The sequence below is a fragment of the Nocardiopsis sp. EMB25 genome, assembly GCF_026797795.1.
Taxonomy (GTDB): domain Bacteria; phylum Actinomycetota; class Actinomycetes; order Streptosporangiales; family Streptosporangiaceae; genus Nocardiopsis; species Nocardiopsis lucentensis.
The window spans coordinates 377,544-400,935 of sequence record NZ_JAMTDN010000001.1 but is presented as its reverse complement, the minus strand read 5'-3'; the positions used below and the strand labels follow the sequence as shown (position 1 = coordinate 400,935).

Annotated in this window: 20 protein-coding genes and 1 riboswitch; of the genes, 8 read left to right on the top strand and 12 right to left on the bottom strand. The window is 72.3% G+C overall.

Translation table 11 applies throughout. The annotated features are described in order from the left end of the window. Positions 1–4: 4 nt before the first annotated feature. Both KIK06_RS01695 and KIK06_RS01690 read right to left on the bottom strand, forming a co-directional pair. Positions 5–520 carry a GNAT family N-acetyltransferase gene (locus KIK06_RS01695; RefSeq protein WP_017598781.1) on the bottom strand — a complete coding sequence of 172 codons (516 nt, stop codon included), beginning with the start codon at positions 518–520 and terminating at the stop codon, positions 5–7. Between the two features lie 80 nt (positions 521–600). Further along, positions 601–1,332 (bottom strand): class I SAM-dependent methyltransferase, encoded by a 732-nt coding sequence (locus KIK06_RS01690; protein ID WP_268641633.1) that lies wholly within the window; start codon positions 1,330–1,332, stop codon positions 601–603. Between the two features lie 120 nt (positions 1,333–1,452). On the opposite strand from KIK06_RS01690, the gene KIK06_RS01685 reads away from it, so the two are divergent. Further along, positions 1,453–2,406, top strand: a complete 954-nt coding sequence (locus KIK06_RS01685) for a GNAT family N-acetyltransferase (RefSeq protein WP_268641632.1) — start codon at positions 1,453–1,455, stop codon at positions 2,404–2,406. Between the two features lie 54 nt (positions 2,407–2,460). On the opposite strand, the gene bioD is transcribed toward KIK06_RS01685, so the two are convergent. Beyond that, complete coding sequence (gene bioD / locus KIK06_RS01680; RefSeq protein ID WP_017598784.1) at positions 2,461–3,171, bottom strand: dethiobiotin synthase; 711 nt, start codon at positions 3,169–3,171, stop codon at positions 2,461–2,463. Then, positions 3,168–4,505, bottom strand: coding sequence for an adenosylmethionine--8-amino-7-oxononanoate transaminase (locus KIK06_RS01675; RefSeq protein ID WP_017598785.1), 1,338 nt, complete (start codon positions 4,503–4,505; stop codon positions 3,168–3,170). Before KIK06_RS01675 ends, bioD begins: the two co-directional genes overlap by 4 nt. 362 nt (positions 4,506–4,867) lie before the next feature. Here KIK06_RS01675 and KIK06_RS01670 point away from each other — a divergent pair, with 362 nt between their 5' ends. Further along, complete coding sequence (locus KIK06_RS01670) at positions 4,868–6,136, top strand: 8-amino-7-oxononanoate synthase (protein WP_017598786.1); 1,269 nt, start codon at positions 4,868–4,870, stop codon at positions 6,134–6,136. 245 nt (positions 6,137–6,381) lie between these two features. On the opposite strand, the gene KIK06_RS01665 is transcribed toward KIK06_RS01670, so the two are convergent. Continuing rightward, a complete protein-coding gene (locus tag KIK06_RS01665; RefSeq protein ID WP_268641631.1) occupies positions 6,382–7,110 on the bottom strand; it encodes an RNA-guided endonuclease InsQ/TnpB family protein in 729 nt (242 codons plus the stop codon). Between the two features lie 127 nt (positions 7,111–7,237). Here KIK06_RS01665 and KIK06_RS01660 point away from each other — a divergent pair, with 127 nt between their 5' ends. Next, complete coding sequence (locus tag KIK06_RS01660) at positions 7,238–8,617, top strand: SGNH/GDSL hydrolase family protein (RefSeq protein WP_268641630.1); 1,380 nt, start codon at positions 7,238–7,240, stop codon at positions 8,615–8,617. A gap of 356 nt (positions 8,618–8,973) precedes the next feature. Here KIK06_RS01660 and rocD read toward each other — a convergent pair whose 3' ends face one another. Then, positions 8,974–10,248: an ornithine--oxo-acid transaminase gene (gene rocD, locus KIK06_RS01655; RefSeq protein ID WP_017598788.1), complete on the bottom strand. Its 1,275-nt coding sequence runs from the start codon at positions 10,246–10,248 to the stop codon at positions 8,974–8,976. A 374-nt stretch (positions 10,249–10,622) separates the two neighbouring features. On the opposite strand from rocD, the gene KIK06_RS01650 reads away from it, so the two are divergent. The 3 genes from KIK06_RS01650 (at position 10,623) to thiD (ending at position 14,604) form a co-directional block, all read left to right on the top strand. Continuing rightward, a complete protein-coding gene (locus tag KIK06_RS01650) occupies positions 10,623–12,305 on the top strand; it encodes an acyl-CoA synthetase (RefSeq protein WP_268641629.1) in 1,683 nt (560 codons plus the stop codon). 442 nt (positions 12,306–12,747) lie between these two features. Next, complete coding sequence (locus KIK06_RS01645; RefSeq protein ID WP_268641628.1) at positions 12,748–13,677, top strand: DUF368 domain-containing protein; 930 nt, start codon at positions 12,748–12,750, stop codon at positions 13,675–13,677. Positions 13,678–13,715: 38 nt separating this feature from the next. Next, positions 13,716–13,812, top strand: a riboswitch (TPP riboswitch). After that, entirely contained in the window at positions 13,801–14,604 is an 804-nt protein-coding gene (gene thiD / locus KIK06_RS01640) for a bifunctional hydroxymethylpyrimidine kinase/phosphomethylpyrimidine kinase (RefSeq protein ID WP_268641627.1), read from the top strand. It overlaps the preceding riboswitch by 12 nt. A 100-nt stretch (positions 14,605–14,704) precedes the next feature. Here the strand turns inward: thiD and KIK06_RS01635 are convergent, their stop codons facing one another. Continuing rightward, positions 14,705–16,129, bottom strand: coding sequence for an alanine/glycine:cation symporter family protein (locus KIK06_RS01635; protein ID WP_017598792.1), 1,425 nt, complete (start codon positions 16,127–16,129; stop codon positions 14,705–14,707). 183 nt (positions 16,130–16,312) lie between these two features. Beyond that, a complete protein-coding gene (locus KIK06_RS01630; protein WP_268641626.1) occupies positions 16,313–16,567 on the bottom strand; it encodes a DUF6457 domain-containing protein in 255 nt (84 codons plus the stop codon). Between the two features lie 215 nt (positions 16,568–16,782). On the opposite strand from KIK06_RS01630, the gene KIK06_RS01625 reads away from it, so the two are divergent. After that, on the top strand, positions 16,783–18,027 hold the full coding sequence (locus KIK06_RS01625) for a glycosyltransferase family 4 protein (protein ID WP_017598794.1): 1,245 nt from the start codon (positions 16,783–16,785) through the stop codon (positions 18,025–18,027). Positions 18,028–18,166: 139 nt separating this feature from the next. On the opposite strand, the gene KIK06_RS01620 is transcribed toward KIK06_RS01625, so the two are convergent. Then, positions 18,167–19,495 carry a pyridoxal phosphate-dependent aminotransferase gene (locus KIK06_RS01620; protein ID WP_268641625.1) on the bottom strand — a complete coding sequence of 443 codons (1,329 nt, stop codon included), beginning with the start codon at positions 19,493–19,495 and terminating at the stop codon, positions 18,167–18,169. A gap of 132 nt (positions 19,496–19,627) precedes the next feature. On the opposite strand from KIK06_RS01620, the gene KIK06_RS01615 reads away from it, so the two are divergent. Beyond that, a complete protein-coding gene (locus KIK06_RS01615; RefSeq protein WP_017598796.1) occupies positions 19,628–20,590 on the top strand; it encodes a LysR family transcriptional regulator in 963 nt (320 codons plus the stop codon). A 39-nt stretch (positions 20,591–20,629) separates the two neighbouring features. Here KIK06_RS01615 and KIK06_RS01610 read toward each other — a convergent pair whose 3' ends face one another. From KIK06_RS01610 to KIK06_RS01600, 3 genes are all read right to left on the bottom strand, one after another. Beyond that, positions 20,630–20,959 (bottom strand): hypothetical protein, encoded by a 330-nt coding sequence (locus KIK06_RS01610; protein WP_017598797.1) that lies wholly within the window; start codon positions 20,957–20,959, stop codon positions 20,630–20,632. Between the two features lie 99 nt (positions 20,960–21,058). Beyond that, positions 21,059–22,288 (bottom strand): glycosyltransferase, encoded by a 1,230-nt coding sequence (locus KIK06_RS01605; protein WP_268641624.1) that lies wholly within the window; start codon positions 22,286–22,288, stop codon positions 21,059–21,061. Between the two features lie 10 nt (positions 22,289–22,298). Beyond that, positions 22,299–23,195, bottom strand: a complete 897-nt coding sequence (locus tag KIK06_RS01600; protein ID WP_017598799.1) for a DMT family transporter — start codon at positions 23,193–23,195, stop codon at positions 22,299–22,301. Between the last annotated feature and the right edge of the window lie 197 nt (positions 23,196–23,392).

Sequence of the window (23,392 nt, the reverse complement as noted above, 5' to 3'; positions counted from 1 at the left end):
TCCCCTACTCCGCGGTCTCCCGGTAGACGGTCAGGCCGCGCGCCCGGTAGTTGGCGAGCGCGTGCTCACCGTCCAGGCTGCACGTGTGCACCCACACCCTCCGGGTGGGCTCGCGCTCCGGCCACCGCTCGGCGAGGTCCCAGGCACGGCTCAGCGTGAGGGTGAGCATGTGGCCGCCCAGACGACGGCCGAGGAAGCCGGGCATGAGACCGAAGTAGGCGATCTCGACCGTTCCCCCGGGCTGGGCGTCGAGTTCGGCGTAGCCCGCGGGGGTTCCGTGTTCGTACAGGACCCAGGTCTCACTCCCGGGCCGCTCCACCCACTCCCGCCACCGCTGGTCCGACCACGCGAGCCGGTCGGTCCACTGCCAGTCCCCGCCGACCCGCTCGTAGAGGAAGCGACTGAACTCGGGGCCGGGGATCCCGCACCGGGTGAACCGCACGCCGCGTCCGGTCTCGGGTTCGCGCGCGGGGCTCAGCCGGGAGGGGTCGGTCATCTCCAGGTACCAGGTGGTCGTCATCCGACCACTATTCCACCCGCCTGCGGGGGCGGCCCCAGCGGACCTGTCGGTGATCGGGCCGGAGAGAACCGCGTCGGTGGTCACCGGACCGGGCGCCGGGCCAGGAAGACCAGCTCCCTCCCCGGCCGGTCGGGCGCGTCACGGACGTCCTCCACCACGAAGCCCCGCTCGACCAGGTCCGACTCGACCTCCCGCCGCTCACGGAAGCGCAGGGTCGAGTCCGACGTCAGCGTCCGCCCGTCCTCGGCGAACACGTAGGTCCAGCGGAACGTCACCAGCGGCAGCCGCACGTCGGTCACCTCGATCCAGCTCTCGACCGCGCCGGCGCCGGGGACCGCCGTCACCCGGTGGGTGGCCTCGCGGGTCCATCCCTCCCACGCCCGCCTGGCCGGATCCCGCGTCTCGAACACCAGCAGCCCGCCGGGCGACAGCGCCTCGTGGGCGCCCCGCAGGGTCATCCGCCACGCCTCCGCGTCGACGACGGCTTGGGCGACGTTGGCCGTCATCGTCACCAGGTCGACCCGCAGCGGCGGGAGCGCGGACGCGTCACCGTGGATCCACCGCACCCGCTCGGCGCCCGGCTTGGCCCGAGCGACGTCGAGGAAGGCCCGGGCGGGATCGACGCCGACGACCTCGATCCCGCGATCGGCCAGGAGGAGCGCGAACACGCCCGTCCCGCACCCGATGTCCAGCACGCGCCGCGCCGCGGACTCCTCGGCCAGCCGGAGGTAGGCGTCCAGGTCACCGCGGTCCGGGTCGAGGGGATCGTAGATCGCGGCGAGCCGTGGGTGTCCGAAGCACTCGTCAGCCATGGGGCCGGAGGGTAACCGGAGTCGGGCCGACCGGCCACCGGTTTCCACCGTCCGCCGTAGACGGAGTTCCCCCGAAAAACGGTTCGCCTCCTTCGCGGATCCCCGACACCATGGCACACCATGGCGAACTTCGATCTCGTGACCGCCGAGGACGTCCGGCTCATGCAGGGTCTGGCGCAGCGTGTCACCGCCACCCGCCCGGAGCTGGTGAACGGCGACGCGACGTTCGGCGAGCTGGCCTGGAACTGGGGCAGGGGGCACGCCAGCGACGGCGCGGCGTGGCCGCGTCGACTGTGGTTCTCCGGCGGAGATCTGGTGGCGTGGGGCTGGGCCCGTCTTCCGCGACGGGTGCGGCGGAGCGACGGGTCGGTGAAAGACGTCACCGGCGCCGATCTGGTGTACCAGGTCCATCCCGACCACGCCGGTCTGGTCGACGAGGTGATCGACTGGTACGAGGCCACGGCGGCGGACCTCGAACGTACGGTGGTGCCGAGCGCCGCCGACGGGTTCGCTCTGCGGCGGTGGGCCGCGCGCGGCTACGTGACCGACCCGGCCTCGCTCGGCGACACCGGGTCCTGGACCCAGTTCAATGAGCGGGACCTCACCGACGTGGAGGAGCCGGTCCTGCCGGCCGGGTTCCGTTTCCGCACCGCCGACGAGGCCGGGCCGCAGGCCGCGGTCCAGGCCCACCTGGACGCCTGGACCCCCTCCACGTACACGGCCGAGGGCTACCAGGGCGTCCGACGGACCGCCGGGTACCGCGGCGACCTGCACATCCTGGTGGAGGCACCGGACGCGACGATGGCGTCCTCGACGATCATGTGGCTCGACGAAGCGAACCGGACCGCTGAGTTCGAGCCGGTCGGGACGCATCCGGACCACCGGCGTCGGGGGTTGGGAAGGGCGATGCTGCTGCACGGGATGCGTCTGGCGCGGGCGGCGGGGGCCACGCACGCCACGGTCGCCTGCCTGGGCGCGCCGGGGCACCCCCAGGCGCGCGGACTGTACCGCGGCCTCGGGTTCCGGGAGCTGACGCGGGACGCGCCGCTCATCAAGACCAGGGCCTCGGGTTGAGGTTCCCGGAGATCGGGCCCGGCCGCGCGCGACGCCCCGGCACGAGAGCCACCCCTATCCACCGTTCCGGGCACGGCCCGCGTCCCAGACCCCGCCCAGGGCCGGGGCCAGACTCCGCCGGGCCACCTCCGCGAACTCCCGCGCGGCCGACCGCCCGCTGCCCTCGGGCACCGCGCCCACCAGGTCACCCGCGCCCATGGTCGGCAGATCGGTGAGGTTGCACCGCGTCGCGAGGTCGGGGCGCTCGGGCCACGCGCCCACCACCACCCCGGCCGGGACCAGGCCTCGAGCACGCAGCGCCTCGGCGGTCAGCGCCGTCGCGTTCAGCGTGCCCAGGTCGGGGCGCGCCACCACCAGGACGGGCGCGGAGAGGGCCACGGCCACGTCGGCCAGTGTCCGGCCCTGCGGGTTCAGCCGTACCAGCAGCCCGCCCGCGCCCTCCACCAGGACCAGGTCGTGGTCGCGCTCCAGCTCACGCACCGCCCCGGCCACTCGCCGGACGTCCAGCGGCTCGGCACCGCAGCGCACGGAGGCCGTCGCCGGGGCCAGTGGCTCCGGATAGCGCACCACCTCCACCGCGGTCACCCCCGGAGCCAGACGCACCACCTCGTCCACGTCACCGGCCTCCCCGGGCCCCACTCCGGTCTGGGCGGGCTTGACCACCGCCACCCTCCGGCCCTCGGCCCGTGCGAGCGCGGCGACGGCGGCCGTGACGACGGTCTTGCCGACCTCGGTTCCGGTGCCGGTCACCACCAGGACGCTCATCGCGCCCCCAGCGAGGCCTCGGCCGCGGCGACCATCCCCGCCGCGATCACGGCGACGTCCTCGTCCGTGCTCACGTAGGGCGGCATGGCGTACACGTGGTTGCGGAACGGCCGCAGCCACGCCCCGGCCGCCACCGCCGCCCGCGTCGCCTCGCGCATCCGCACCGGCTCCTCCAGTTCGATCACGCCGATCGCCCCGAGAACCCGCACCTCGCGCACCCCGGGCAGACGCCCGGCCGGGGCGAGCCCCTCGCGCAGCCCCGCCTCGACCCGGGCCACGTCGCCCCTCCAGTCTCCGTGGGTCAGGAGTTCCACCGACGCCAGAGCGGTCGCGCAGGCCAGCGGGTTGCCCATGAACGTGGGGCCGTGCGCGAGCACCGGCACCTCGCCCTCCGCGATCCCCCGCGCCACCCGCGCGGTGCACAGCGTCGCCGCGAGCGTCATGTAGCCGCCGGTCAGCGCCTTGCCCAGGCACATGACGTCGGGGGTGACGCCCGCGTGGTCGGCGGCGAACAACTCGCCGGTGCGCCCGAAGCCCGTCGCGATCTCGTCGAACACCAGCAGCAGACCGAGGTCGTCGGCGATCCGTCGCAGCTCCCTCAGGTACCCCGGGTGGTGGAAGCGCATCCCGCCCGCGCCCTGGACCACGGGTTCGACGATGATCGCGGCGAGTTCGTCGGCGTGCTCGCGCGCGAGCCGCTCGAACCCGGCCACGTACCCGGCGTCGGGTTCGGTGTCGAAGCCCGCGGGCGGCGCGGGCGCGAACACCTGGCCGGGGAGCACGTCCCCCCACAGGGAGTGCATGCCGCCGTCGGGGTCGCACGCGCTCATGGCGTGGAACGTGTCCCCGTGGTAGCCGCCGCGCCAGGTGAGGAACCGGCGCCGCTCCGGGCATCCCGTCGAGCGGTGGTACTGGAGGCACATCTTCATCGCGACCTCCACCGACACCGACCCCGAGTCGGCCAGGAACACGTGGTCCAGCGCCTCAGGCGTGATCCGCACCAGGGCGTCGCCGAGCTCGGCCGCCGGGGCGTGCGTGAGTCCGCCGAACATCACGTGGCTGAACGCCGCCAACTGGTCGCGCGCGGCCGCGTCCAACCGGGGGTGGCGGTAGCCGTGGATGGCCGACCACCACGAGGACATCCCGTCGACCACCTCGCGGGTCCCGTCCCGCGACCACAGCGTGAGGCGCACGCCCTCGGCGTCGGTGACCACGTACGGCCGTTCGGCGGCGGGCACGGTCGTGTAGGGGTGCCACAGGCGGGCGCCGTCGAGGGCACTGACCCGCGCGGGATCGACCGGGCGCCGCGGGGGCGTGTGCTCGGTGGAGCTCATGGGTGGTTCTCGGGGCCCGGGGTGGACCCCTTCCTCCTCACGGTGGTGTGGGCGTGGGCGTCGGACCGTCGCGGCACCCCATTGTTCACGGACCGGACCAGCGGGGTCCCGTGTGGTCCTACCAGGATTCCGCACGGAAGTTTGTGGGCTTTCACGGGTGACGCGCACCCCCCGAGAACGGCAGAGTCGTAGACGCCTCCCTGGCACACATGGACCGGACCGACCCAGCGGGATTGGCCGCCGCTGGGTCGGTCCCGCCAGGTGGAGGCGGTCCGCGTGACGTACGGCGCCAGGCGCGCCCTTCCCGTTCCCGCCCCGGTGCCCGGACGCCCGGCTTCGACCAGAGGAGAACCCCCGCTCGTATGGAACGCCTCGCGAACGCCACCGTCACCGCTCCCCCGCGCCCCTGGCCGCTGCGGGCCACGAGCCCGACGAGGACCGCGGGCACCAGCGGTGACCAGCGGACGGACACCCCCTTCGCCTGGCTGGACGGCGCGGCACGACGCAGGGCGAAGGCGGGTCTGACCCGGCGCACCGTGCCCCGGACCGCCCGCGACGACCGTCTCGACCTGGCGGGCAACGACTACCTCGGACTGATGCTGCATCCGGAGGTGGTGGGGGCCGCTGCCGAGGCCGCCCATGTGTGGGGGGCCGGGGCGGGCGGGTCACGCCTGGTCACCGGGGACACCGAGCTCCACGGGGAACTGGAGCGCGAGCTCGCCGGTTTCTACGGCGCCGAGGCCGCGCTCGTCTTCTCCTCCGGCTACGCGGCCAACCTCGCCATGGTCACCGCGTTGGCCGCACCCGATCCCGAGGGCGACACCGCTCCGCTCGTCGCGAGCGACCGCTACAACCACGCCTCCCTCATCGACGCCACTCGTCTGGCCAAGGGCTCCGGGGCACGGGTCGCCCTCTTCGACCACGCCGACCCCGACAGCGCGGCGGGCGCGCTCGCCGGTGCCCGGGACCGCTCCCTGATCCTCAGCGACACCGTCTTCTCGGTCGACGGCGACCTCACCGACATCCCCGCCCTGGCCCGGACGGCCCGCGCGCACGGTGCCGCCCTGCTACTCGACGACGCGCACGGGCTCGGCGTCGTCGGTCCGGGTGGCCGGGGCGCCGCGGCCCTGTCCGGGCTGTGCGGGGCGGAGGACGTCGTGGTGTCCGTGACGCTGTCCAAGTCCCTCGGTTCCCAGGGCGGCGCGGTGCTGGGACCGCGCCGGGTGATACGGCACCTGGTGGAGACGGCCCGTACGTTCGTCTTCGACACCGGCCTCGCCCCCGCCGCGGCGGGGGCGGCGCTGGCGGCCCTGCGGGTGCTGCGCGATGAGCCCGAACGGGCCGACGCGGTACGCGCACGCGCGCTGGGCCTCGCCGACGGGTTGCGCGCGCGGGGGATGGAGGTCAGCACCCCGGACGCGGCGGTGGTGTCGGTCGTGGCCTCCTCTCCGGAGGAGGCGGTGGCCTGGCGGGGCGCGTGTCTGGAGGCGGGTGTGCGGGTCGGGTGCTTCCGTCCGCCGTCGGTCCCGGACGGCCGGTCGCGCCTGCGGCTCACCGCGCGGGCGACGCTCACCGAGGCTCAGGTCCGGTACGTCGTGGACGTGATCGCGGCGAACCGCCCCGGTTCGTAGGTCTTTTCCCGTCCACCGCCAGGGGACATGTCCCCACGGGGTGACACGACCCGACCGTACCCAGGTGGACGGTCCGTGCCGTTCCCCGAACCTCGGGAGCATCCTGAGGTTGACTTCCTCCTCCTCGTGAACGAGGAGGATTCCGACCGGGCCCCGCGGCCCGGCGGCGCTGCGCGCCTCGCGGCGCGCGCTGGTTCCTGCTTCACCGACATGGCACCCCAGAGGTCTCCGCAGGCTGGCACGGTTCACCCCGATAAGGAGCTAGTCCATCCGCGCGAAAGCGTGTTCTGGGCCGCGTTCACGTCCGCGTGAGCCGTGTGCCCGCACGAGGTGCACCGGAAGCTCGCTTGGCTCTCACGAGACCTCGGGTCCACCTCCCCGCACGGGTGACAGGTCTGCGACGTGTACGCGGGATCGACCTCGATCACACGGGTCCCCGTGCGTCGGGCCGCGTTCTGACAGGCGAGCTTGAAGCCCTGCCACCCCTGGGCCAGGATCGCCCGGTTCAACCCCGCCTTCTGTCGAACATTGCGGCCCGGTGCATCGGCGGTCCCCCGAGCCGAAGCGGTCATGTTCGTGGTGTTGAGCCTCTCCAACACCACGACCGCGTTCTTGGCGCACAGCGTGTGCGCGGTCCGGGCCGCGAAGTCCGCACGCCGGGCACGCACCCGCCCGGTGAGCCTGGACAGCGCCGCCCTGGTCCTGGCCCGGTTGTTCGAACCTTTGCGCTGACGCGAGAGTTTGCGCCGCAGGCGGCGTTCGCGCTCGTGCTCCTTCGGGGTCCGGAACGTGCGGTCGAACAGGTCCCCGTCGCTGGTGGCCGCCGCGACCGCAACCCCCCGGTCCACACCCACGGCCGAGTCCGGCGCCGCGTGCTCGGCGGGGGTGTGCTCGCCGTCCTCGCACAACAGCGACACGTAGACGACATCGTGGGGTGCAACGGCTCTCCCCGCCCCGAAGGACGGGGTCCGCACCGCCAACAAACCAGATCACCGGACTGCCCCGGTTTCACGTGGATTGGCCGACACAGGCCGACCACCGTGGGAACGGTAGTCTGACGCTTGCACAGGACCCGTTCGGACGTGGGAGGCGGAAGCGGCAGTGCCAGCCCGTGGTGACCACCCATCAACCCCCGAGCACCGCGAACCCGACGGCGAGACGACCGCCTCACCCGCCGAACCGGACGAACCCACCGAGGACGTCGGGGGGTCCGGCGCGGACGGTCGGGCCGCCCAGGCCGAGAGGACCGGTCCGGGCGATGACGAGCCCCGGCCGCGCGGCACCAGACGCCAAAGACGCGCCCGCGTCGTCCTCATCACCGCCGCCGTCCTGGTCGTGACTCTGGTGGTCACCCTGGTCGTGCCCGCCAGCCGGAGCGGACTCCTCCAACTCTGGTGCGAGGCCACGGGAGGTGTCTGCCCCACCGAGGAGCTGCCACCGATCACCGAGGACGAGGAGGTCGACTGGCGCGTGCGACTGGAGCCGCGTGAGGCCGCCCTGTGGGGCAACTACGTGGCTCTGGGCGACTCCTACTCCTCGGGCGACGGCGCGGGCGACTACGATCCGTCCACCGCCGAGCCCGGCGGCTGCTGGCGCTCCGAGCACGCCTACCCACGGGTGATCGCGGAGGAGTTCTCCTTCACCGGGGCACTCGCCTTCTACGCGTGCAGCAGCCACAAGGGGGCGGACATGCTCGCCGAGATCGGCACCCCGGAGTCGCAGCTCGAACGGGTCACCGAGCACACGTCCCTGGTCACCGTCGGCATCGGCGGCAACGACCTGGGGTTCATCCCCGTCCTGCGCACCTGCATCGTACGCATGCCGCTCCTGGAGAGCGGGGTGTGCACCGCCCAGGAGGACGAGATCCTCGAACGGATGGACCGGTTCGAGGAGACCCTGACCGAGATCCTGGGCGAGGTCCGCGACCGCGCCCCCGATGCCAGGATCCTCGTCCTCGGCTATCCGCGGCTGTTCCCGGAGGAGCCGCCGAGCATGTACTACACACTGACCACGAGCGACCAGACCTGGCTGAACTCGGTGGGAGAGCGGTTCAACGACCGCATCCGCGACGTCGTCTACCGGGTCGACGGCCAGATCTACGGTGGCCGGGACGTGGGCAGTGTCGAGTACGTCAACGTCTTCTCCGCGCTGACGGGGTTCGAGGTCAGCGCGGAGAACGCGTGGCTGAACGGCATCGTCCTCGGCCGTCTCGGCGAGGGGGTGCGGGTGGATCGCGCGAGTTTCCACCCCACCGCCCAGGGGCAGCTGTCCATCGCCGAACGCGTGCGACTCCAGATCGAGGAGGGCCCGGAACGGGCGCTGTACGTGGCTCAGGAGACCCTGGACAACGTCAACGAGGATCTGCTCGCCGCCGAGCTCGGCGGCCCCTACGACCGCCCCGGGGCCTCGGCCTCCGACGCGCCGTCCCCCGGGGGTGACGGTGACGGGGAGGAGACCGGGGCCCCGGCCGCCGACGACTAGTCGGTGTTCTTCGGGTCCTCCGCTTCGCTTCGGACCGTGTTCGGGCGCCCGAGAGGCAGGGGCGCCTGCCCGCCCGTCGCCCTCCACCACCCTCGACGGACGCCTGGCGGCGCGGTTCTTCCTCTGGCCGCGCCCACCGCTCGTTCCTCGCCACACGGCTCGCCTCGCCCGCCCGTCGCCCTCCACCGCCCTCAACGGACGCCTGACGGCGCAGCCCCATCCATAAGCACCCCGCCGGCACCCGAACGACGACCCCCTCGAGTGACCGTTCCGGGAAACGGGCCCAGGCGTCTTCCGCGGACACGCCCGGCGACCGGCGAAGCGGAGGTCCGAGACGGACACGGACCTCCGCGGCGCTACCTGCCCGCCTTGAGCTCGGCGAGCACCTCACCGAACCGGTCCAGCCCCCAGTTGAGGTCCTCCTCGCTGATCACCAACGGCGGGGACATCCGCACCGTCGAGCCGTGGGTGTCCTTGACCAGCACACCGTGCTCGGCCAGGCGCTGGCACAGTTCCTTGCCGGTGCCCAGCGCGGGGTCGACGTCCACACCCGCCCACAGGCCGATACTGCGGGCCGAGACCACGCCGTCGCCCACGAACTCCTTCAGCCTCCGGGCGAGCACCTCACCCAGCCTCCGCGCGTTCTCCAGGTACGGCCCCTCGGTCAGCATCGTGACCACCGTGCGCCCCACGGCCCCCGCGAGCGGGTTGCCGCCGAACGTGCTCCCGTGCTGACCGGGCTGGATGACACCGAGCACGTCCTCGTCGGCGACCATGGCCGACACCGGCAGGATGCCGCCGCCCAGCGCCTTGCCGAACAGGTAGGCGTCGGGCACCACCCCGCTGTGCTCGCACGCCCGGATGGTCCCGGTCCTGCCCAGGCCCGCCTGGACCTCGTCGGCGATGAACAGCACCCGGTCGCGGTCGCAGATCTCCCGAACGCGGGGCAGGTAGTCCTGCGGGGGAACGATCACGCCCGCCTCGCCCTGCACCGGCTCGATCAGCACCGCCGCGGTGGTCTCGTCGATCGCGTCCTCGATCGCCTGCGCGTCCCCGTACGGCACCGACCGGAAGCCCGGCGTGTACGGCCCGAAGCCCGTCTTGGCCTCGGGATCGGAGGAGAAGGAGATGATCGTGGTGGTGCGCCCGTGGAAGTTGGCGCCCGCCACGACGATGGTCGCCTTGTTCTCCGGTACGCCCTTGACCTCGTAGGCCCACTTGCGGGCCACCTTGATACCGGTCTCCACCGCCTCGGCGCCGGTGTTCATCGGCAGGACCCGCTCTTTGCCGACCATGTCGGCAAGAGCGCTGACCCAGGGTCCGAACTGGTCGTTGTAGAAGGCCCGGCTGGTGAGTGTCACCCGGTCCAGCTGCCGGTGCGCCGTCGCGAGAAGGTCGGGGTTGTGGTGCCCGAAGTTCATGGCCGAGTACCCGGCCAGACAGTCCAGGTACCGGCGTCCCTCCACGTCGGTCACCCAGGCTCCCCGGCCCTCGGCGATCACGACGGGCAGGGGTGAGTAGTTGTGCGCGGACCGTGTCCGCGCGAGCTCGATGTGTTCCTCACTGGAGAGTGCCTGTCCGTCGGGGTTTCCGACGGAGTCCTGCTGACCCAGGTTGCGGGTGTTACTCATCTAGCCGCTCCGATCACCATTGACCGATGTCAGACAGTAGATACCCACCAACGGGCCCGGTAGAGCCCGGCGGCGGAGGTCCCCAAGAGTTGAGCAGATGATCCGGTGAGCACACAAGAGGTAAGGCAGATCACAGTTGCGCCCCAGCGCCCGAAACCCGGTCGCGCGCCGCGCCGCGAGCCCGGTGAGCGGGGGTCTCGACACGAGGCGTGACCTGCGAGGAGTACCCAGGTGACGCGCTCCACAGCCCCGACCGCGATCGGCCCCCGCCCAGCGGGGTACGGTCGGCTCATCAGCCACCCCGCCGCGGAGGTCGGGGCGTCGTGTGACGCCCGGCCGAGGTCGGCCCGAGACCCGTTCCAGGGAGGTCCGGCGTGCCCACCCCAGCGTCCCCCGACGCCCCCTTCTCCCTCCCCCGCCTCCTCACCGCCGTGACCGAGGCCGTCCCCGACCGCGTCGCACTCGTCGCCGGCCCCCGCCGCCTCACCTACCGAACCCTGCACGACCGCTCCGTCCGGTTGGCGGCGCACCTGGTCGGAGCAGGTGTGCGCCCCGGTGAACACGTGGCGATCCTGGCGTTCAACCGGGCCGAGTGGGTGGAGTCCTTCATCGGGGTGCTGCGCGCGGGCGCCGTTCCCGTCAACGTGAACTACCGCTACGTCGCGGGCGAGCTGCGGCACGTGCTGTCGGACTCCCACGCGGTCGCGCTGATCGCGGAGGACTCCCTGGCCGCCAAGGTGACCGCGGTCCGCCCCGACCTGCCGCGCCTGCGCCACGTCGTCCTGATCGAGGACGGCGGTGCGCGCGACGCCGACCTCGACGGGACCGACTACGAGCGGGCCCTCGCCGCCGCCTCCCCGGACACGGCACTCCTGCCCGCCACCTCCGGGGACGACCACTACCTCCTCTACACGGGCGGCACGACCGGATACCCGAAGGGGGTGCTGTGGCGGCAGGCCGACATCTTCCGCGCGGCCCTGGAGCGGCGCGCCCCGGGTGAGCCGCGCGCCCGGACCCCTGAGGACGTCGCCGAACGCGCCGCGCGGTGCTTCCCCCAGCGGATGCTGGTCCTCGGACCGCTGATGCACGCGGCCGGGCAGTGGAACGCCCTGAGCATGATGCTGTGCGGCAAACGCGTGGTGCTCTCGACCGACCGCAGCTTCCACCCGGACCGGGTCCTGGAGTTGGCGCACCGCGAGGGCGCGCACGTGGTCCAGCTGGTCGGGGACGCGATGGCGCGCCCGCTCGCCCGGCACCTGCTCACCGAGCCCGGGCTGTGCCCCGAACTGACCTCCGTGCGCTCCGGCGGGACGCCGCTCACCCCCGCGGTCCGGGCCCTGTGGCAGGCCTGGCGCGAGGACATCGCCCTGGCCGACGCCTACGGCGGGTCGGAGACGGGCGTGTGCGGGTCGGCGACCGCGCCCGAGGGCCAGAAGCGCGAGGGGGACGGTGACGGCCGCAGCTTCACCATGGGGGGCAGCATCGCGGTGCTGGACGACTCCCTGCGCCCCCTGGTGCCGGGGTCGACCCGGGTCGGCCGCATCGCGCGCACCGGCCGGATCCCCCTGGGCTACTACAACGACCCGATCGCGACCGCGCGGACCTTCCCCGTCGACGCCGACGGTCGGCGCTGGGCCCTGTCGGGCGACTACGGGACCCGGGGACGGGACGGTTCGGTCATGCTGCTGGGCCGGGGCAGTGTCGTCATCAACACCGCCGGGGAGAAGGTCTACCCGGAGGAGGTGGAGGCGGTCCTCAAGGCGCATCCGCTGGTGGAGGACGCGATCGTCGTCCCCGCTCCGGACGAACGGCTCGGCCAGCGGGTGACTGCACTGGTCTCCCTGGCCCCCGGAGCCGAACTCGGTGCCTCCCAGCTGCGCGCGCACTGCCGGGGGCGCCTGGCCGGGTTCAAGGTCCCGCGCAGCGTGCACGTCGTGGACAGGGTCCGCCGGACGGCGGTGGGCAAGCAGGACTACCGGTGGGCGGCCTCGGTCGCGCGAAAGGACACGGGAACGGCGGGATCCGCCGGGGCGGCGCCGGAACACGCCGCTTTCTGACCCCCGCCGCACCGATGCCACGGCCACGGAGACCGCCGAGGAGACCGACTCCCGTGGGAGTTTCCGCGTGCCTCAGCACCGCGGGGCGCGGTGGTCCGCACCACCGCGTGACGACGCCCCATATTTCGGCTACCAAGACAATGACTGTGCAGGCAGCCGAAACCTGGTTTCAGGCCTATCGCGGGCGCTCTGCACAGCCACCCGCGCCGCTAGACTGACCACGCCCGGCCGCCCCGAATCGCCCCACACCCGGTTCCGGACCACTCGGTGGACCTTCCCAGGGGATCAGCACGTCGGACCGGGCGACGGTCGGGTCCAGGACCCCGCGAGACAATCCCTTCACGCCACCGTCACCCGGTCGAGGGTGGGTACGGTGACACCACTAGGACGGAGGACGGCGCGCCCCCTCCCGGAGTTTCCGGGCCCGCGCCCCACAACTCAGATGGCCAAGTCAGTAGGCTCCTTCATCTTCAACGCGGTGCGCGGCGGGGCCGTGGGCACCTCAGAGGCCCTGCCCGGGATCAGCGGCGGCACGGTCGCGCTCATCGTCGGCCTGTACGACGACCTGATCGGCGGCGCCGGCCACATGGTCAGCGGTATCAAGCGCTACGTCACCGACGTCCCGCGCGGCCGGGGCAAGGAACGCGCCCAGGAGCAGTTCCGCCTCGTGAACTGGAGCGTACTCGTCCCGGCGCTCGTCGGCATGCCCGTCGCGCTCATCCTGGCCCTGCTCCTCATCGCGCCGCTGGTCGAGGAGCACACCCAGTACGCCCACGCCGTCTTCTTCGGACTGGTGCTCGCCTCCCTGTGGGTTCCCTACTCCGGCTCGGGCAAGCCCTGGAAGGCCTGGCACTACCTCGTCGCTCTGGTCTTCGCCGCCGTGGCCTTCTCACTGACGGGGCTGCCCGGCGCGAACCTGCCCGTCCACCCGGCGGTCGTCTTCCTCGTCGCCTCCGTGGCCGTCTGCGCCCTCGTCCTGCCCGGGGTGTCGGGTTCGTTCATCCTGGTCACCGTCGGCCTGTACGTACCCACCAAGGACGCGGTGGCCGGCCTCGACCTCGTCTACATCGGCGCCTTCGCCCTGGGCGCGATCACCGGCCTGTCCCTGTTCGTGAAGCTCCTCCAGTTCCTCCTGGAGAACTTCCACCACATCACCCTCGTCGTCCTGACCGGCCTCATGGCCGGTTCGCTGCGCGCCCTGTGGCCGTGGCAGACCGAGGAGCGCGAGATCCTCCCGATGACCGAGATCCCGCTGACCGTGACCCTCATGGTGGTCGGGTTCCTCATCGTCGTGGCCGCCGTCGTCTACGAGCACCGCAAGAAGGCCCGGACCGGGACCACCCACCAGCACCACTCCGCCCCGGTCCACTAGGGTCGGGACGCACCATTCCACGTCCGGGGCGATGACGCCCCGACGGCGCGGGGTGCCGGGGAGCCCCCGGCTGAGAACAGACCCGTCGAACCTGCCCTAGTTAGTACTAGCGAAGGGACGCCCATGAGCGCGTACAACATCGTGTCCATCGCCGGAAGCGACCCCAGCGGCGGCGCGGGGATCCAGGCCGACCTCAAGGCGTTCTCCGCGCACGGCACCTACGGGATGACCGTCATCACCGCCCTGACCGCGCAGTCCACGCGGGGGGTGACCGGTGTCCACGGCGTCCCGGTGGACTTCGTGACCCAGCAGATGGACACGCTCTTCACCGACGCCACCGTCCATGCGGTCAAGGTCGGGATGCTCGCCACCGCCGAGATCACCGAGGCGGTGGCGGACGCGATCGTGCGCCACGAACTGCCGAACGTCGTGGTGGACCCGGTGATGGTCGCCAAGAGCGGTGACCGGCTGTTGGAGTCCTCGGCGGTCAAGGCGCTGCGCACGCTGCTGCTGCCACACGCGGACCTGATCACCCCGAACCTCCCCGAGGCAGCGGACCTGCTGGGCGAGCCCGAGGCCGCCGACCTGGCGACGATGCGCGCCCAGGCCGGGCGGCTGCTGGAGCTGGGACCGCGCCGGGTCCTGCTCAAGGGCGGCCACCTGGCTGGGGAGGAGAGCGTCGACGTCCTCGTCTCCCGGGACGCCGAGCCCGTCGAGTTCCGGGCCCGGCGGATGGCCACGCGCAACACACACGGCACGGGCTGCACCCTGTCCTCGTCGATCGCCGCGCTCCTGCCGCGGCGACCCGACGCCGCCACCGCGATCGCCGACGCCAAGGCGTACCTGACGGAGGCGATCCGCCGCGCCGACGAGGTCGACGCGGGTGGCGGCCAGGGCCCGGTGCACCACTTCCACCCCTGGTGGTAGCGAGCACAGTCACCCCTGGTGGCGGCGAGCACCATGACACACGGCAAGGGGGCCGCGCCTGGGCGCGGCCCCCTCGTCGTGTTCCCCGGAAGAGCCGGTCCTACCTGCCCTTGCTCACGTCGTCCATGACGGCGTCCGGGTTCTTCCAGTCGGGGTGGGCGAAGAACTTCCGGGTCTCGGCCACGACGACCGGCGACAGCAACAGGAGCCCGATGAGGTTGGGCAGTGCCATGAGCCCGTTGGCGATGTCGCTGAACAGCCACACCGGGTCCAACGCGGCGACCGATCCGACGTAGATGACGGCGATGAACACCAGACGGTAGGGGAGGACGAGCTTGCGCCCGGCGAGGAACTCCACGCACCGCTCGCCGTAGTACGCCCAGCCGAGCAGGGTGGTGAAGGCGAAGACCGCGACGGCGATCGCCACGACGTAGGTGCCGACCGGAGCCAGTCCGGGGCTGATCGACCCGAGTCCCTGGGTCAGGGCGTCCGTGGTCAGCAGTGAGCCGTCCTGGCTGTTCTCTCCCCGCCAGGCCCCGGTGGTGATGATGACCAGGCACGTCATCGTCACCACGATGATCGTGTCGATGAAGGTCTGGGTCATGGAGACCATCGCCTGGCGGACGGGCTGCCTGGTCTTGGCCGCCGCGGCGGCGATGGCGCCGGTGCCCAGGCCCGACTCGTTGGAGAAGATACCGCGCGCGAAACCCATCTGGATGGCGAGCATGACACCCGCTCCGGCGAACCCGCCGCCCGCTGCCGTGCCGGTGAACGCGTCGGTGACCACGAGCTGGAGCGCCGGAAGGATGCCCGCCCAGTTCACGATGAGGATGATCAGGGCGATACCGATGTAGGCGACGATCATCAGGGGCACCAGAGCGGAGGCCACCCGGCCGATGCTCTTGATACCGCCGAGGATGACGGAGCCCGCGAGGACCATCAGGATCAGGCCCACCATCCACGGCGCCAGCGGCGTGATGTTGGTGACCTGCTGCGACACGGCGTTGGCCTGGGTGCCGTTGCCGATGCCGAACGCCGCCACCGCGCCGAACACCGCGAAGGCCACGCCCAGCGTGGTACCGAGCCCGCCCGGCAGACCGTACTTGAGGTAGAACATCGGTCCGCCGCTCTGCTCACCCTTGTCGTCGGTGCGGCGGAACATGACGCCCAGGAGCGCCTCGCTGTACTTGGTCGCCATGCCGAAGAAGCCGACGATCCACATCCAGAACAGGGCGCCCGGGCCGCCCACCCCGATGGCGAGGGCCGCGCCGGCGATGTTGCCGACACCGACGGTGGCGGCGAGCGCGGTGCTCAGGGCCTGGTAGTGGGAGATGTCGCCCTCGACGGACGCGTCCTCCTTACGCCGAACGAAGGCCAGCCAGAGGGCGTGGGGCAGCCGGAAGAGCTGGAGCAGCCGCAGGCGGACGGTCAGGAACACGCCGACGCCGAGCAGCAGGGGGATGAGGACGTACGGTCCCCAGATGATCTCGCTGACGAGGCCAGCCATGTCGAGGAGTTGATCCATGTGGGGATCTCCCTATCACGATCAGGTACCGGGGGATGGTCGTGTGCCCGCGGTCAGCGGGAGCCGCCCTTCCCGAGGGAACGGTGCCCACCAGGCCGGGACACCCAGGGGTGGTGTCAGGCTTGCAGCGGTTCGTCACGATGGCGTCACGGCCGCCCGTCGCAACCGTTGCGACCGCGCGCCCTACGAGTCCGCGGATCCGTCGGCCTGAGCCGACGCGAGCCTGCTGAGAGCGGCGGCGGCCGCGTCGGGATCCGCTCCCCGGCCCACCGCGATGCCCAACAGGTAGGTGGTGAGGGGGGCCGCGGGGCGCGCCACCGAGTGGGCGGCGTCCCTCGCCAGGTCGAGGACGCGGTCGACGTCCGCCTTGTCCACGGGATCGTCCCCGGTCAGGTCCAGCTCGGCGCGGACCAACTCCGCCCATTCCACGAGGGTCACCGAACGACTCCCTAGAGTTTTACTACGGCTACGGAAGGCGATCCTATCCATCGTCGGGCCACCCGTTGGCCACCCGATCGCTCGCCCCGTGTCACCGCGCGCTCGGCGAAACCACGTCCGGCCTTCGGTCCCGGTTCCCCGGGGACCCCACGGGGGTTCACCCCTCGACCCTAGCGTCGGAGGTAGTCATCCCCCTTGCGTTGGGAGCTCTGCTCATGGCCCCGGACCACCCGTCTCCCTCCACCGCCCTCCGACCGCCCTCCCCCGCTCCGTTGCGCGTGGCGATCGTGACCGAGTCCTTCCTCCCCCAGGTCAACGGCGTCACCAACTCCGTGTGCCGGGTCGCCGACCTGCTCGCCGCCGAGGGCCACCAGGCGATGGTCCTGGCCCCCGGCCACGGTCCCGCCTCCTACGCCGGTTTCCCCGTCATCCGCATGCCCTCCCTCCCGTTGCCCTTCTACCGGGATTTCTCGGTGGGGCTCCCGGCCCGCCGCACGATGACCGCCGCCATCCGCGCCTTCGCGCCCGACGTCCTGCACCTGGCCTCACCCGCGCTGCTCGGGCACGCGGCCGTGGAGGCCGCCCGCCGTTGGGCCCTGCCGACCGTGGCCGTGTTCCAGACCGACCTGGCCGGGTTCGCCGGCCGGTACGGGCTGCCCGGCGGTCAGACCGTGTGGCCGCTGCTCCGCCGGGTGCACTCGGCCGTCGACCGCACCCTGGTGCCCTCCTCGGCCACCACGCGGACCCTGGCCGAGCACGGTTTCCCCCGGCTCCACCTGTGGCAGCGCGGCGTGGACACCCGGCGTTTCTCACCCGAGCACCGCGACGAGGAACTGCGCCGTCGTCTCGCTCCCGGCGGCGAGACGATCGTGGGCTACGTCGGCCGCCTCGCCAAGGACAAGCGTGTGGACCTGCTGGCCCACGTGGCCCGGCTGCGCGGAATCAAGCTGGTGGTCGTGGGGGACGGCCCGGAGCGCGCCCGTCTGCGCCGCCGCCTGCCCGAGGCCGTGTTCACCGGACAGCGGACCGGGGACGACCTGTCCCGCCTCTACGCGTCCATGGACGTGTTCGTGCACACCGGCGCCGACGAGACCTTCTGCCAGGCGGTACAGGAGGCTCTGGCCTCGGGTGTCCCGGCGGTGGCGCCGAACTCCGGCGGCCCCGTGGACCTGGTCGTCCCCGAACGCAACGGGCTGCTCTACTCCCCCGACTCCGTGCGCGAACTGCGGGTCGCGGTGGGACGTCTGGCGCACAACCGGCAGGTACGTGAGCGGATGGCGGCCGCGGCCCGGCCGTCGGTGGCACAACGCACCTGGGAGGCGATCGGCGCGCAGCTGACCGACCACTACCGGTCGGTGATCGCGCCGAGCAGGGAACTGGCCAGGAGCGGAGGCCGTCATCCCTCCGGCGGCGTCGGGAGCCTCCCGCACGGCTCCCTGTCCGACGCCATCGGTACCTGATCGTCCCTGGGCGTGTGCCGAGGCACGCCCGGGCGGACCGGACTCCCAGCGCGAGGGACCTCCCCCGGGGAAGCCCCGGGGGAGGCCGGTGGGACGCGTCCGCCTCGCCCCCTTCACGTGGCGGGCGCGGTCCGGGTCCTCAGCAGTACAGTGGCTCCGCTCCGCTCTGCGGCTCGGGAACGACGGCGGTCGGTGCCCCTTCGAGCAGAGAGTCGAGGACCTCTTCCAGACGTTCCAGGTGCGCGCGGATCCACGGCAGGGCCAGCGGATCCGTGGCGGCGAGCGCGGCGTACCGGCGCTCCTCGGTCTCGCCGTACAGCAGGCTGGTGGCGACCCGCGCGCGAAGGGCCTCGGGTCCCTCACCGAACTCGGCGGCGGGCAGGACTCCCATCCCGTACCGTTCCAGAAGCAGCTCGGTGAGTTCGGGCCCGGTGGTCACCCCGTGCAGGGCGGCCAGCCGTTCGCGGTGCGGCTCGAAGTCGGGGTAGAGGTAGAAGGCCGCGCGCGGGGTGGCGACCGCGGTCCCGGCGCGGACGAACACGTCGGTGACGGCCTGGGCGACGAGTCCGTGCAGGCGGCGACTGCGACCGATGTGGTCGACCAGTTCGGTGGGTTCGGTGAACGCGTGCGCGGCGGCCGCCTGGACGGGGGCGGCCGGGCTCGACCAGATCTCGCTTGCCACGCCGAGCAGACCGCCGCGCAGTCGGTGGCCGATCTCGGAGTCGGGCAGGCGCAGGACACCGATCCGCCAGCCGCCCAGGGCCAGGTTCTTGCTCAGGCCGCTGGAGACGACGGTGCGCTCGGGCGCGTACTCGGCGGGGCTGCGTACCTCGGTCGGCGTCTGGCCGGACGCGGCGGGGTGGACGAGATCGCGGTAGATCTCGTCGGAGATGATGACGAGGTCGAGTTCGCGCGCCACCTCGGCCAGGCGACGTACCGTGTCCGGCCTGGCCACGGTACCGGTGGGGTTGTCGGGCAGGGTGACGATCACGGCGCTGACGGTGCGACCCTGTTCGCGGGCGCCGGTGACGGCCGCGTGCAGCAGGTCGGGCTGTGGCAGGCCGCCCTCCCCCGTAGCCGTCGGGACCATGAGCGGCCGCTGTCCGAGCAGGCGGCTCTGCGCCGCGTAGCTCACCCAGCTGGGAGCGGCGATGGCCGTGTCCCCACCGATCTCCATGAGGAGGCTGTACAGCAGTGGTTTGCTGCCGGGACCGGCGATGACCATCTCGGGGTCGGTGGGCAGTCCGCGCCGGCCCCAGTACCCCGCGGCCGCCTCGCGCAGGGCCGCCGTTCCGGCGACGGGGCCGTAGGCGTTGGCGCCGTTTCCGGCGGAGAGCTGGTCCCGCAGAACCGGGTGAACCGGGAGCCCGGCCTCGCCGAAGCCGAGCGGCAGGACGCGCACCCCCTGGCGTCGTTTCTCTGCGAGGGCTTCGTTGACGGCGAGCGTCGCGGACACAGTGGCGGTCATGAAGGACTCATCTCCGGCTCATGATCTGGCGCTTGACCGCGCCGTGAGGTGACGGTCTGTCACTGTTCAGCTTGCCCGCGTTGCCCCATCAGCACAAGCGAGTCTTTTCGATGGTGAGCGTAAGCTGAACTTATGCTCGACCTTCGGCGTCTCCAGTTGCTCCGTGAGTTCAGCGTGCGGGGCACCATCGCGGCCACGGCCGCAGCCCTGGGCTACACCCCCTCGGCCGTGTCACAGCAACTGGCCACCCTGGAGCGGGAGACGGGGGTGGCGCTCCTGGACCGTTCGGCCCGGGGCGCCGAACTGACCGACGCCGGGCGGCTCCTGGTCGTCCAGGCCGAGGAGATCCTCGCGTTGGTGGAGGCCACGGAGTCGGTGCTGGCCGAGCAGGTGGACGTCGCGGTCGGCGTGGTGACGGTGACGGCCTTCCCGACCGCGGCCGTGGCCTTCGCGCCGCTGCTCGCCCCCGCGCTGCGCGCACACGAGGGCATGCAGCTGGTGCTGCGTCAGACCCTGCTCGCGACGGGGACCGAGAAGGTGCGCTCGCGCGAGGTCGACATCGCCCTGGTCGACGACTGGACCGGACAGCATCCGGGTCCCGGTCCGGAGAGCGGACTGCGCCACGTCCACCTGCTGCGCGACCCGCTGGTACTGGCCGTTCCCGAGTACCACCGGTTGGCGGACCCGGAGGAGCCGCTGGAGCTCGAAGGCCTGCTCGGCGAGTCCTGGATCGTGGCTCCGGAGGGCGAGCGGTCGCGCTACGGGACGGACCGGCTGTTGGCCGAGGTGGGCGGGCTGCCGGGCGCGGCCTGGGAGTTCGAGGGGTTGGGAACCATCCTGAGCCTGGTCTCCCGAGGTATCGGCATCGCGGCCGTTCCCGCGCTGGCCATGGTGGGTGCTCCGGGCGGACTGGCCTTTCGGCAGCTACCCGAGTCGCCGCCGGAGCGGCACGTGTACGCGGTGCTGCGCCCGGCGACGCTGCGCCGTCCGGCGGTGCAGGTCACGCTGGCGGCGCTGCGGGACGCCGCCGCCGAGGTCGGGGATCGCCTGTCCGGACACGGGCCGACCGTGCGGGGTCCCGTGCGGGACATGTGAGTGGTCAGGTCCCGCGCGGGCGGCCCGGCGTCCGAGAGGTCACAGATCGCGCCTGCGGCGGCGGGTCCGGTCGATGCGTCGACGCAGGCGGCGGCAGACGTGGAGTGCGCGGTCCCGGTGGTCCCTGGCGTTCCACCAACGGGCGTAGGCCTCCAGCCGCCTCCGCCGCAGGGCTTCGAGTTCGGCCTCCATACGCACGACCCGGTGTTCCAGGTCGATGCGTTCTCGCTCGAACTCGGACATGTCTCGCTCGTGGGTGCTGGCCTCCCGTTCGGCGCTGATCAGCCGTTCGGTGAGGCCCTCCGTCACGTTGCCGCCGCGAACGGTCCAGCCGACCCCGGCCCGCCCGCTGATGCCCTCGAACCACACATTGTCAGGTATTTCCTGATCAGCGCCGAGTTCACTGATCACCTCGCAAAGAATGCGGAAAGTGACATAACGGACATCATTTGGCTACATTCGCCCTCCTCAGGCGGCGATGACCCGCTCCACGCGCACGGGTGCGGGCACCGCGGCTCCGAGGCTCGTGTACACGGCCTCGAAACGCTCCAGCGACCGGCGCTGATCGTGCCGTAGGGCGATCTCCCGGCTCGCCGTGCCCATGGCACGACGCCGGTCGTCGGGGCCCAGGACGGTGAGCAGGTGCTCGGCCAGTGCGGCCACGTCACCCGCCGGGAAGAGGAAACCGTTGCGCCCCTCCTCGACCAAGTGCGGCAGCGCCATCGCGTCAGCGGCCACCACCGGCAACCCCGTGGACATCGCCTCCAGCGTCGCGATGCTCTGAAGCTCCGCGACACTCGCGATCGCGAACACGTCCCCCGCCGCGTAGACCAGCGGCAGGTCCTCGTCCGGGACGAAACCGAGGAAGCGCACGCGGTCGGCGATCCCAAGGCCCGCGGCGAGCGCGCGCAGTTCCTGCTCGCGCTGCCCGGTCCCGGCCAGGACCAGCTGCGCGTCCCGCTCCGACACCACGCGCGCCAGGGCACGGATCGTATCGTCGATCCGCTTCTCCACGTCGAGCCGACCGACGAAGACGACCGTGTCGCGGTCGGGCAGCCCGAACCGGGCACGGGCCGCCGCCCGTTCCCCCTCCCGGGGATGGAACCGCTCCAGGTCGATCCCGCAGGAGATGGCCTCCACCGCCCGGGCGAACCCCTTCTCCCGCAACAGGCGGGCGGCACGGGGGGTCGGCGTGGTCACGTGGTCGGCCGCTCCCGCCACACGCACCATGTCACGCCAGGCGACCGACCCGGCCACCGAGTGGACGCCCTGGGGCAGGTGGGCGTGCGCGTACAGGTTGTCCGGCATGAAGTGGTTGGTGAACACGACCGGCACCCCCACCGCGCGAGCCCGGCGCAACGCGGTCCGGCTGACCGTGAAGTGACTCTGCACGTGGACGACGTCCGGGTCCAGACGTGCCACCAACCGCGCCGTGTGGCCGCCGATACCCAGGGGGACGGCCATACGCATCGACTCCTGGAGGGGGATGGGGGCCGACCGCAGGCGGTGCTCGGTCACGCCGCCGTTGGCGGTCACGTAGGGATCTCCCAGGTCGGAGGGGCAGACCACGTGGACCCGGTGCCCCCGCCCCGCCAGTCCCTCGGCCAGGCGGTGGGTGAAGTACCCGGCGCCGTTGACGTCGGGCGGGTAGGTGTCCGTGGCGATGAGCACGCGCAGCACACGGTTGGTCTGGGCCATGGCAACTCCTTCAACGGGTACGGGTACGGGCATCCTTCGGCGCGCGCCCGGCGACCCCGGCGGCCTCGGGGTTGCGGTGGCGCGTCCGGGCGAGGGCGATGGTTCCGGCGATCGCGAAGGCGGCGAAGGCCGCGGCCCCCACCTGCGCGGTGGCGGTCTCGGGCGTCCCCTCACCCAGGAGGAACGCGCCGATGGCCACACCGACGACGGGGTCGGTGATGAGCAACGTGGCGTAGGCCGCCGCGAAGTGGCCGGTCCGGTAGGCGTTCTGCATGAGCAGGGCGCCGAAGACCGCGGTGAGCACGGCGAGCGGGGTCAGCCAGCCGACCAGGGCCGTCCAGTCGTCGAGGACGTTGGCGGCGATGACGCGTGCCAGGCCGGAGGTGGTGCCCATGGCCGCCCCGCCCACCAGGGCGAGCAGCAGGGCACGCGCACCGCTGGGAATCCAGTCCGCGGTGAGGTACACGGCGAGCCCGAACCCGAGGGAGGCCCCGGCAAGGACGAGCGCCGTCGCGACCCCCATGGCCGGTGTGTCCGACCCGTGGGGGAACAGCCACAGGACACCCACGAGTCCCACCATGACGAAGGCTCCGGCGGTGATCTGCCAGGCACTCACCCTCTGGTGGTTGAACAGGGCCGACAGGACGATCGCGAACAGCAGACCGGTGACACCGATCGGCTGGATGATGGTCAGGGGGGCGCCGCTGAGGGCCACCAGGTGCAGAACCGAGCCCAGGACCGCCGCCCCGCTGCCGACCAGCCACCGGGGCTGGCGCAGCAGGTGCAGCAGGAACCCGGCCCGCGCGACCTGTCGCCCCGGGGCACGGACCGCGTCGCGTTCCTGGAGCGCGGAGCCGAGCGCCAGGGTGAAGGCCCCCGCCACGGCGATGAGGACGGACCACGTCATCGGTGCCACCGCCGCCGGGCGGTCGTCGCCGACACTCGGCGTCGTGACCTCATCGTCGCATCCCCTGACACTCGGTCCCGTCCCTTCGCCCCGCGGGCTCCGGATCCAGGACGTGTTCCGCGAACACGTCCTGGCCACCACGTTACGGACGGGCCCTCCGGGTCGGCGATAACGGCAACCCCCGTCCGCCGGGTAGT

Bases quoted from the DNA above. Each gene is read 5' to 3' on its own strand.
- KIK06_RS01695 (WP_017598781.1), bottom strand. From the start codon at position 520: ATGACGACCACCTGGTACCTGGAGATGACCGACCCCTCCCGGCTGAGC.
- KIK06_RS01690 (WP_268641633.1), bottom strand. From the start codon at position 1,332: ATGGCTGACGAGTGCTTCGGACACCCACGGCTCGCCGCGATCTACGAT.
- KIK06_RS01685 (WP_268641632.1), top strand. From the start codon at position 1,453: ATGGCGAACTTCGATCTCGTGACCGCCGAGGACGTCCGGCTCATGCAG.
- bioD (WP_017598784.1), bottom strand. From the start codon at position 3,171: ATGAGCGTCCTGGTGGTGACCGGCACCGGAACCGAGGTCGGCAAGACC.
- KIK06_RS01675 (WP_017598785.1), bottom strand. From the start codon at position 4,505: ATGAGCTCCACCGAGCACACGCCCCCGCGGCGCCCGGTCGATCCCGCG.
- KIK06_RS01670 (WP_017598786.1), top strand. From the start codon at position 4,868: ATGGAACGCCTCGCGAACGCCACCGTCACCGCTCCCCCGCGCCCCTGG.
- rocD (WP_017598788.1), bottom strand. From the start codon at position 10,248: ATGAGTAACACCCGCAACCTGGGTCAGCAGGACTCCGTCGGAAACCCC.
- KIK06_RS01645 (WP_268641628.1), top strand. From the start codon at position 12,748: ATGGCCAAGTCAGTAGGCTCCTTCATCTTCAACGCGGTGCGCGGCGGG.
- thiD (WP_268641627.1), top strand. From the start codon at position 13,801: ATGAGCGCGTACAACATCGTGTCCATCGCCGGAAGCGACCCCAGCGGC.
- KIK06_RS01635 (WP_017598792.1), bottom strand. From the start codon at position 16,129: ATGGATCAACTCCTCGACATGGCTGGCCTCGTCAGCGAGATCATCTGG.
- KIK06_RS01625 (WP_017598794.1), top strand. From the start codon at position 16,783: ATGGCCCCGGACCACCCGTCTCCCTCCACCGCCCTCCGACCGCCCTCC.
- KIK06_RS01620 (WP_268641625.1), bottom strand. From the start codon at position 19,495: ATGACCGCCACTGTGTCCGCGACGCTCGCCGTCAACGAAGCCCTCGCA.
- KIK06_RS01615 (WP_017598796.1), top strand. From the start codon at position 19,628: ATGCTCGACCTTCGGCGTCTCCAGTTGCTCCGTGAGTTCAGCGTGCGG.
- KIK06_RS01605 (WP_268641624.1), bottom strand. From the start codon at position 22,288: ATGGCCCAGACCAACCGTGTGCTGCGCGTGCTCATCGCCACGGACACC.
- KIK06_RS01600 (WP_017598799.1), bottom strand. From the start codon at position 23,195: ATGACGTGGTCCGTCCTCATCGCCGTGGCGGGGGCCTTCACCCTGGCG.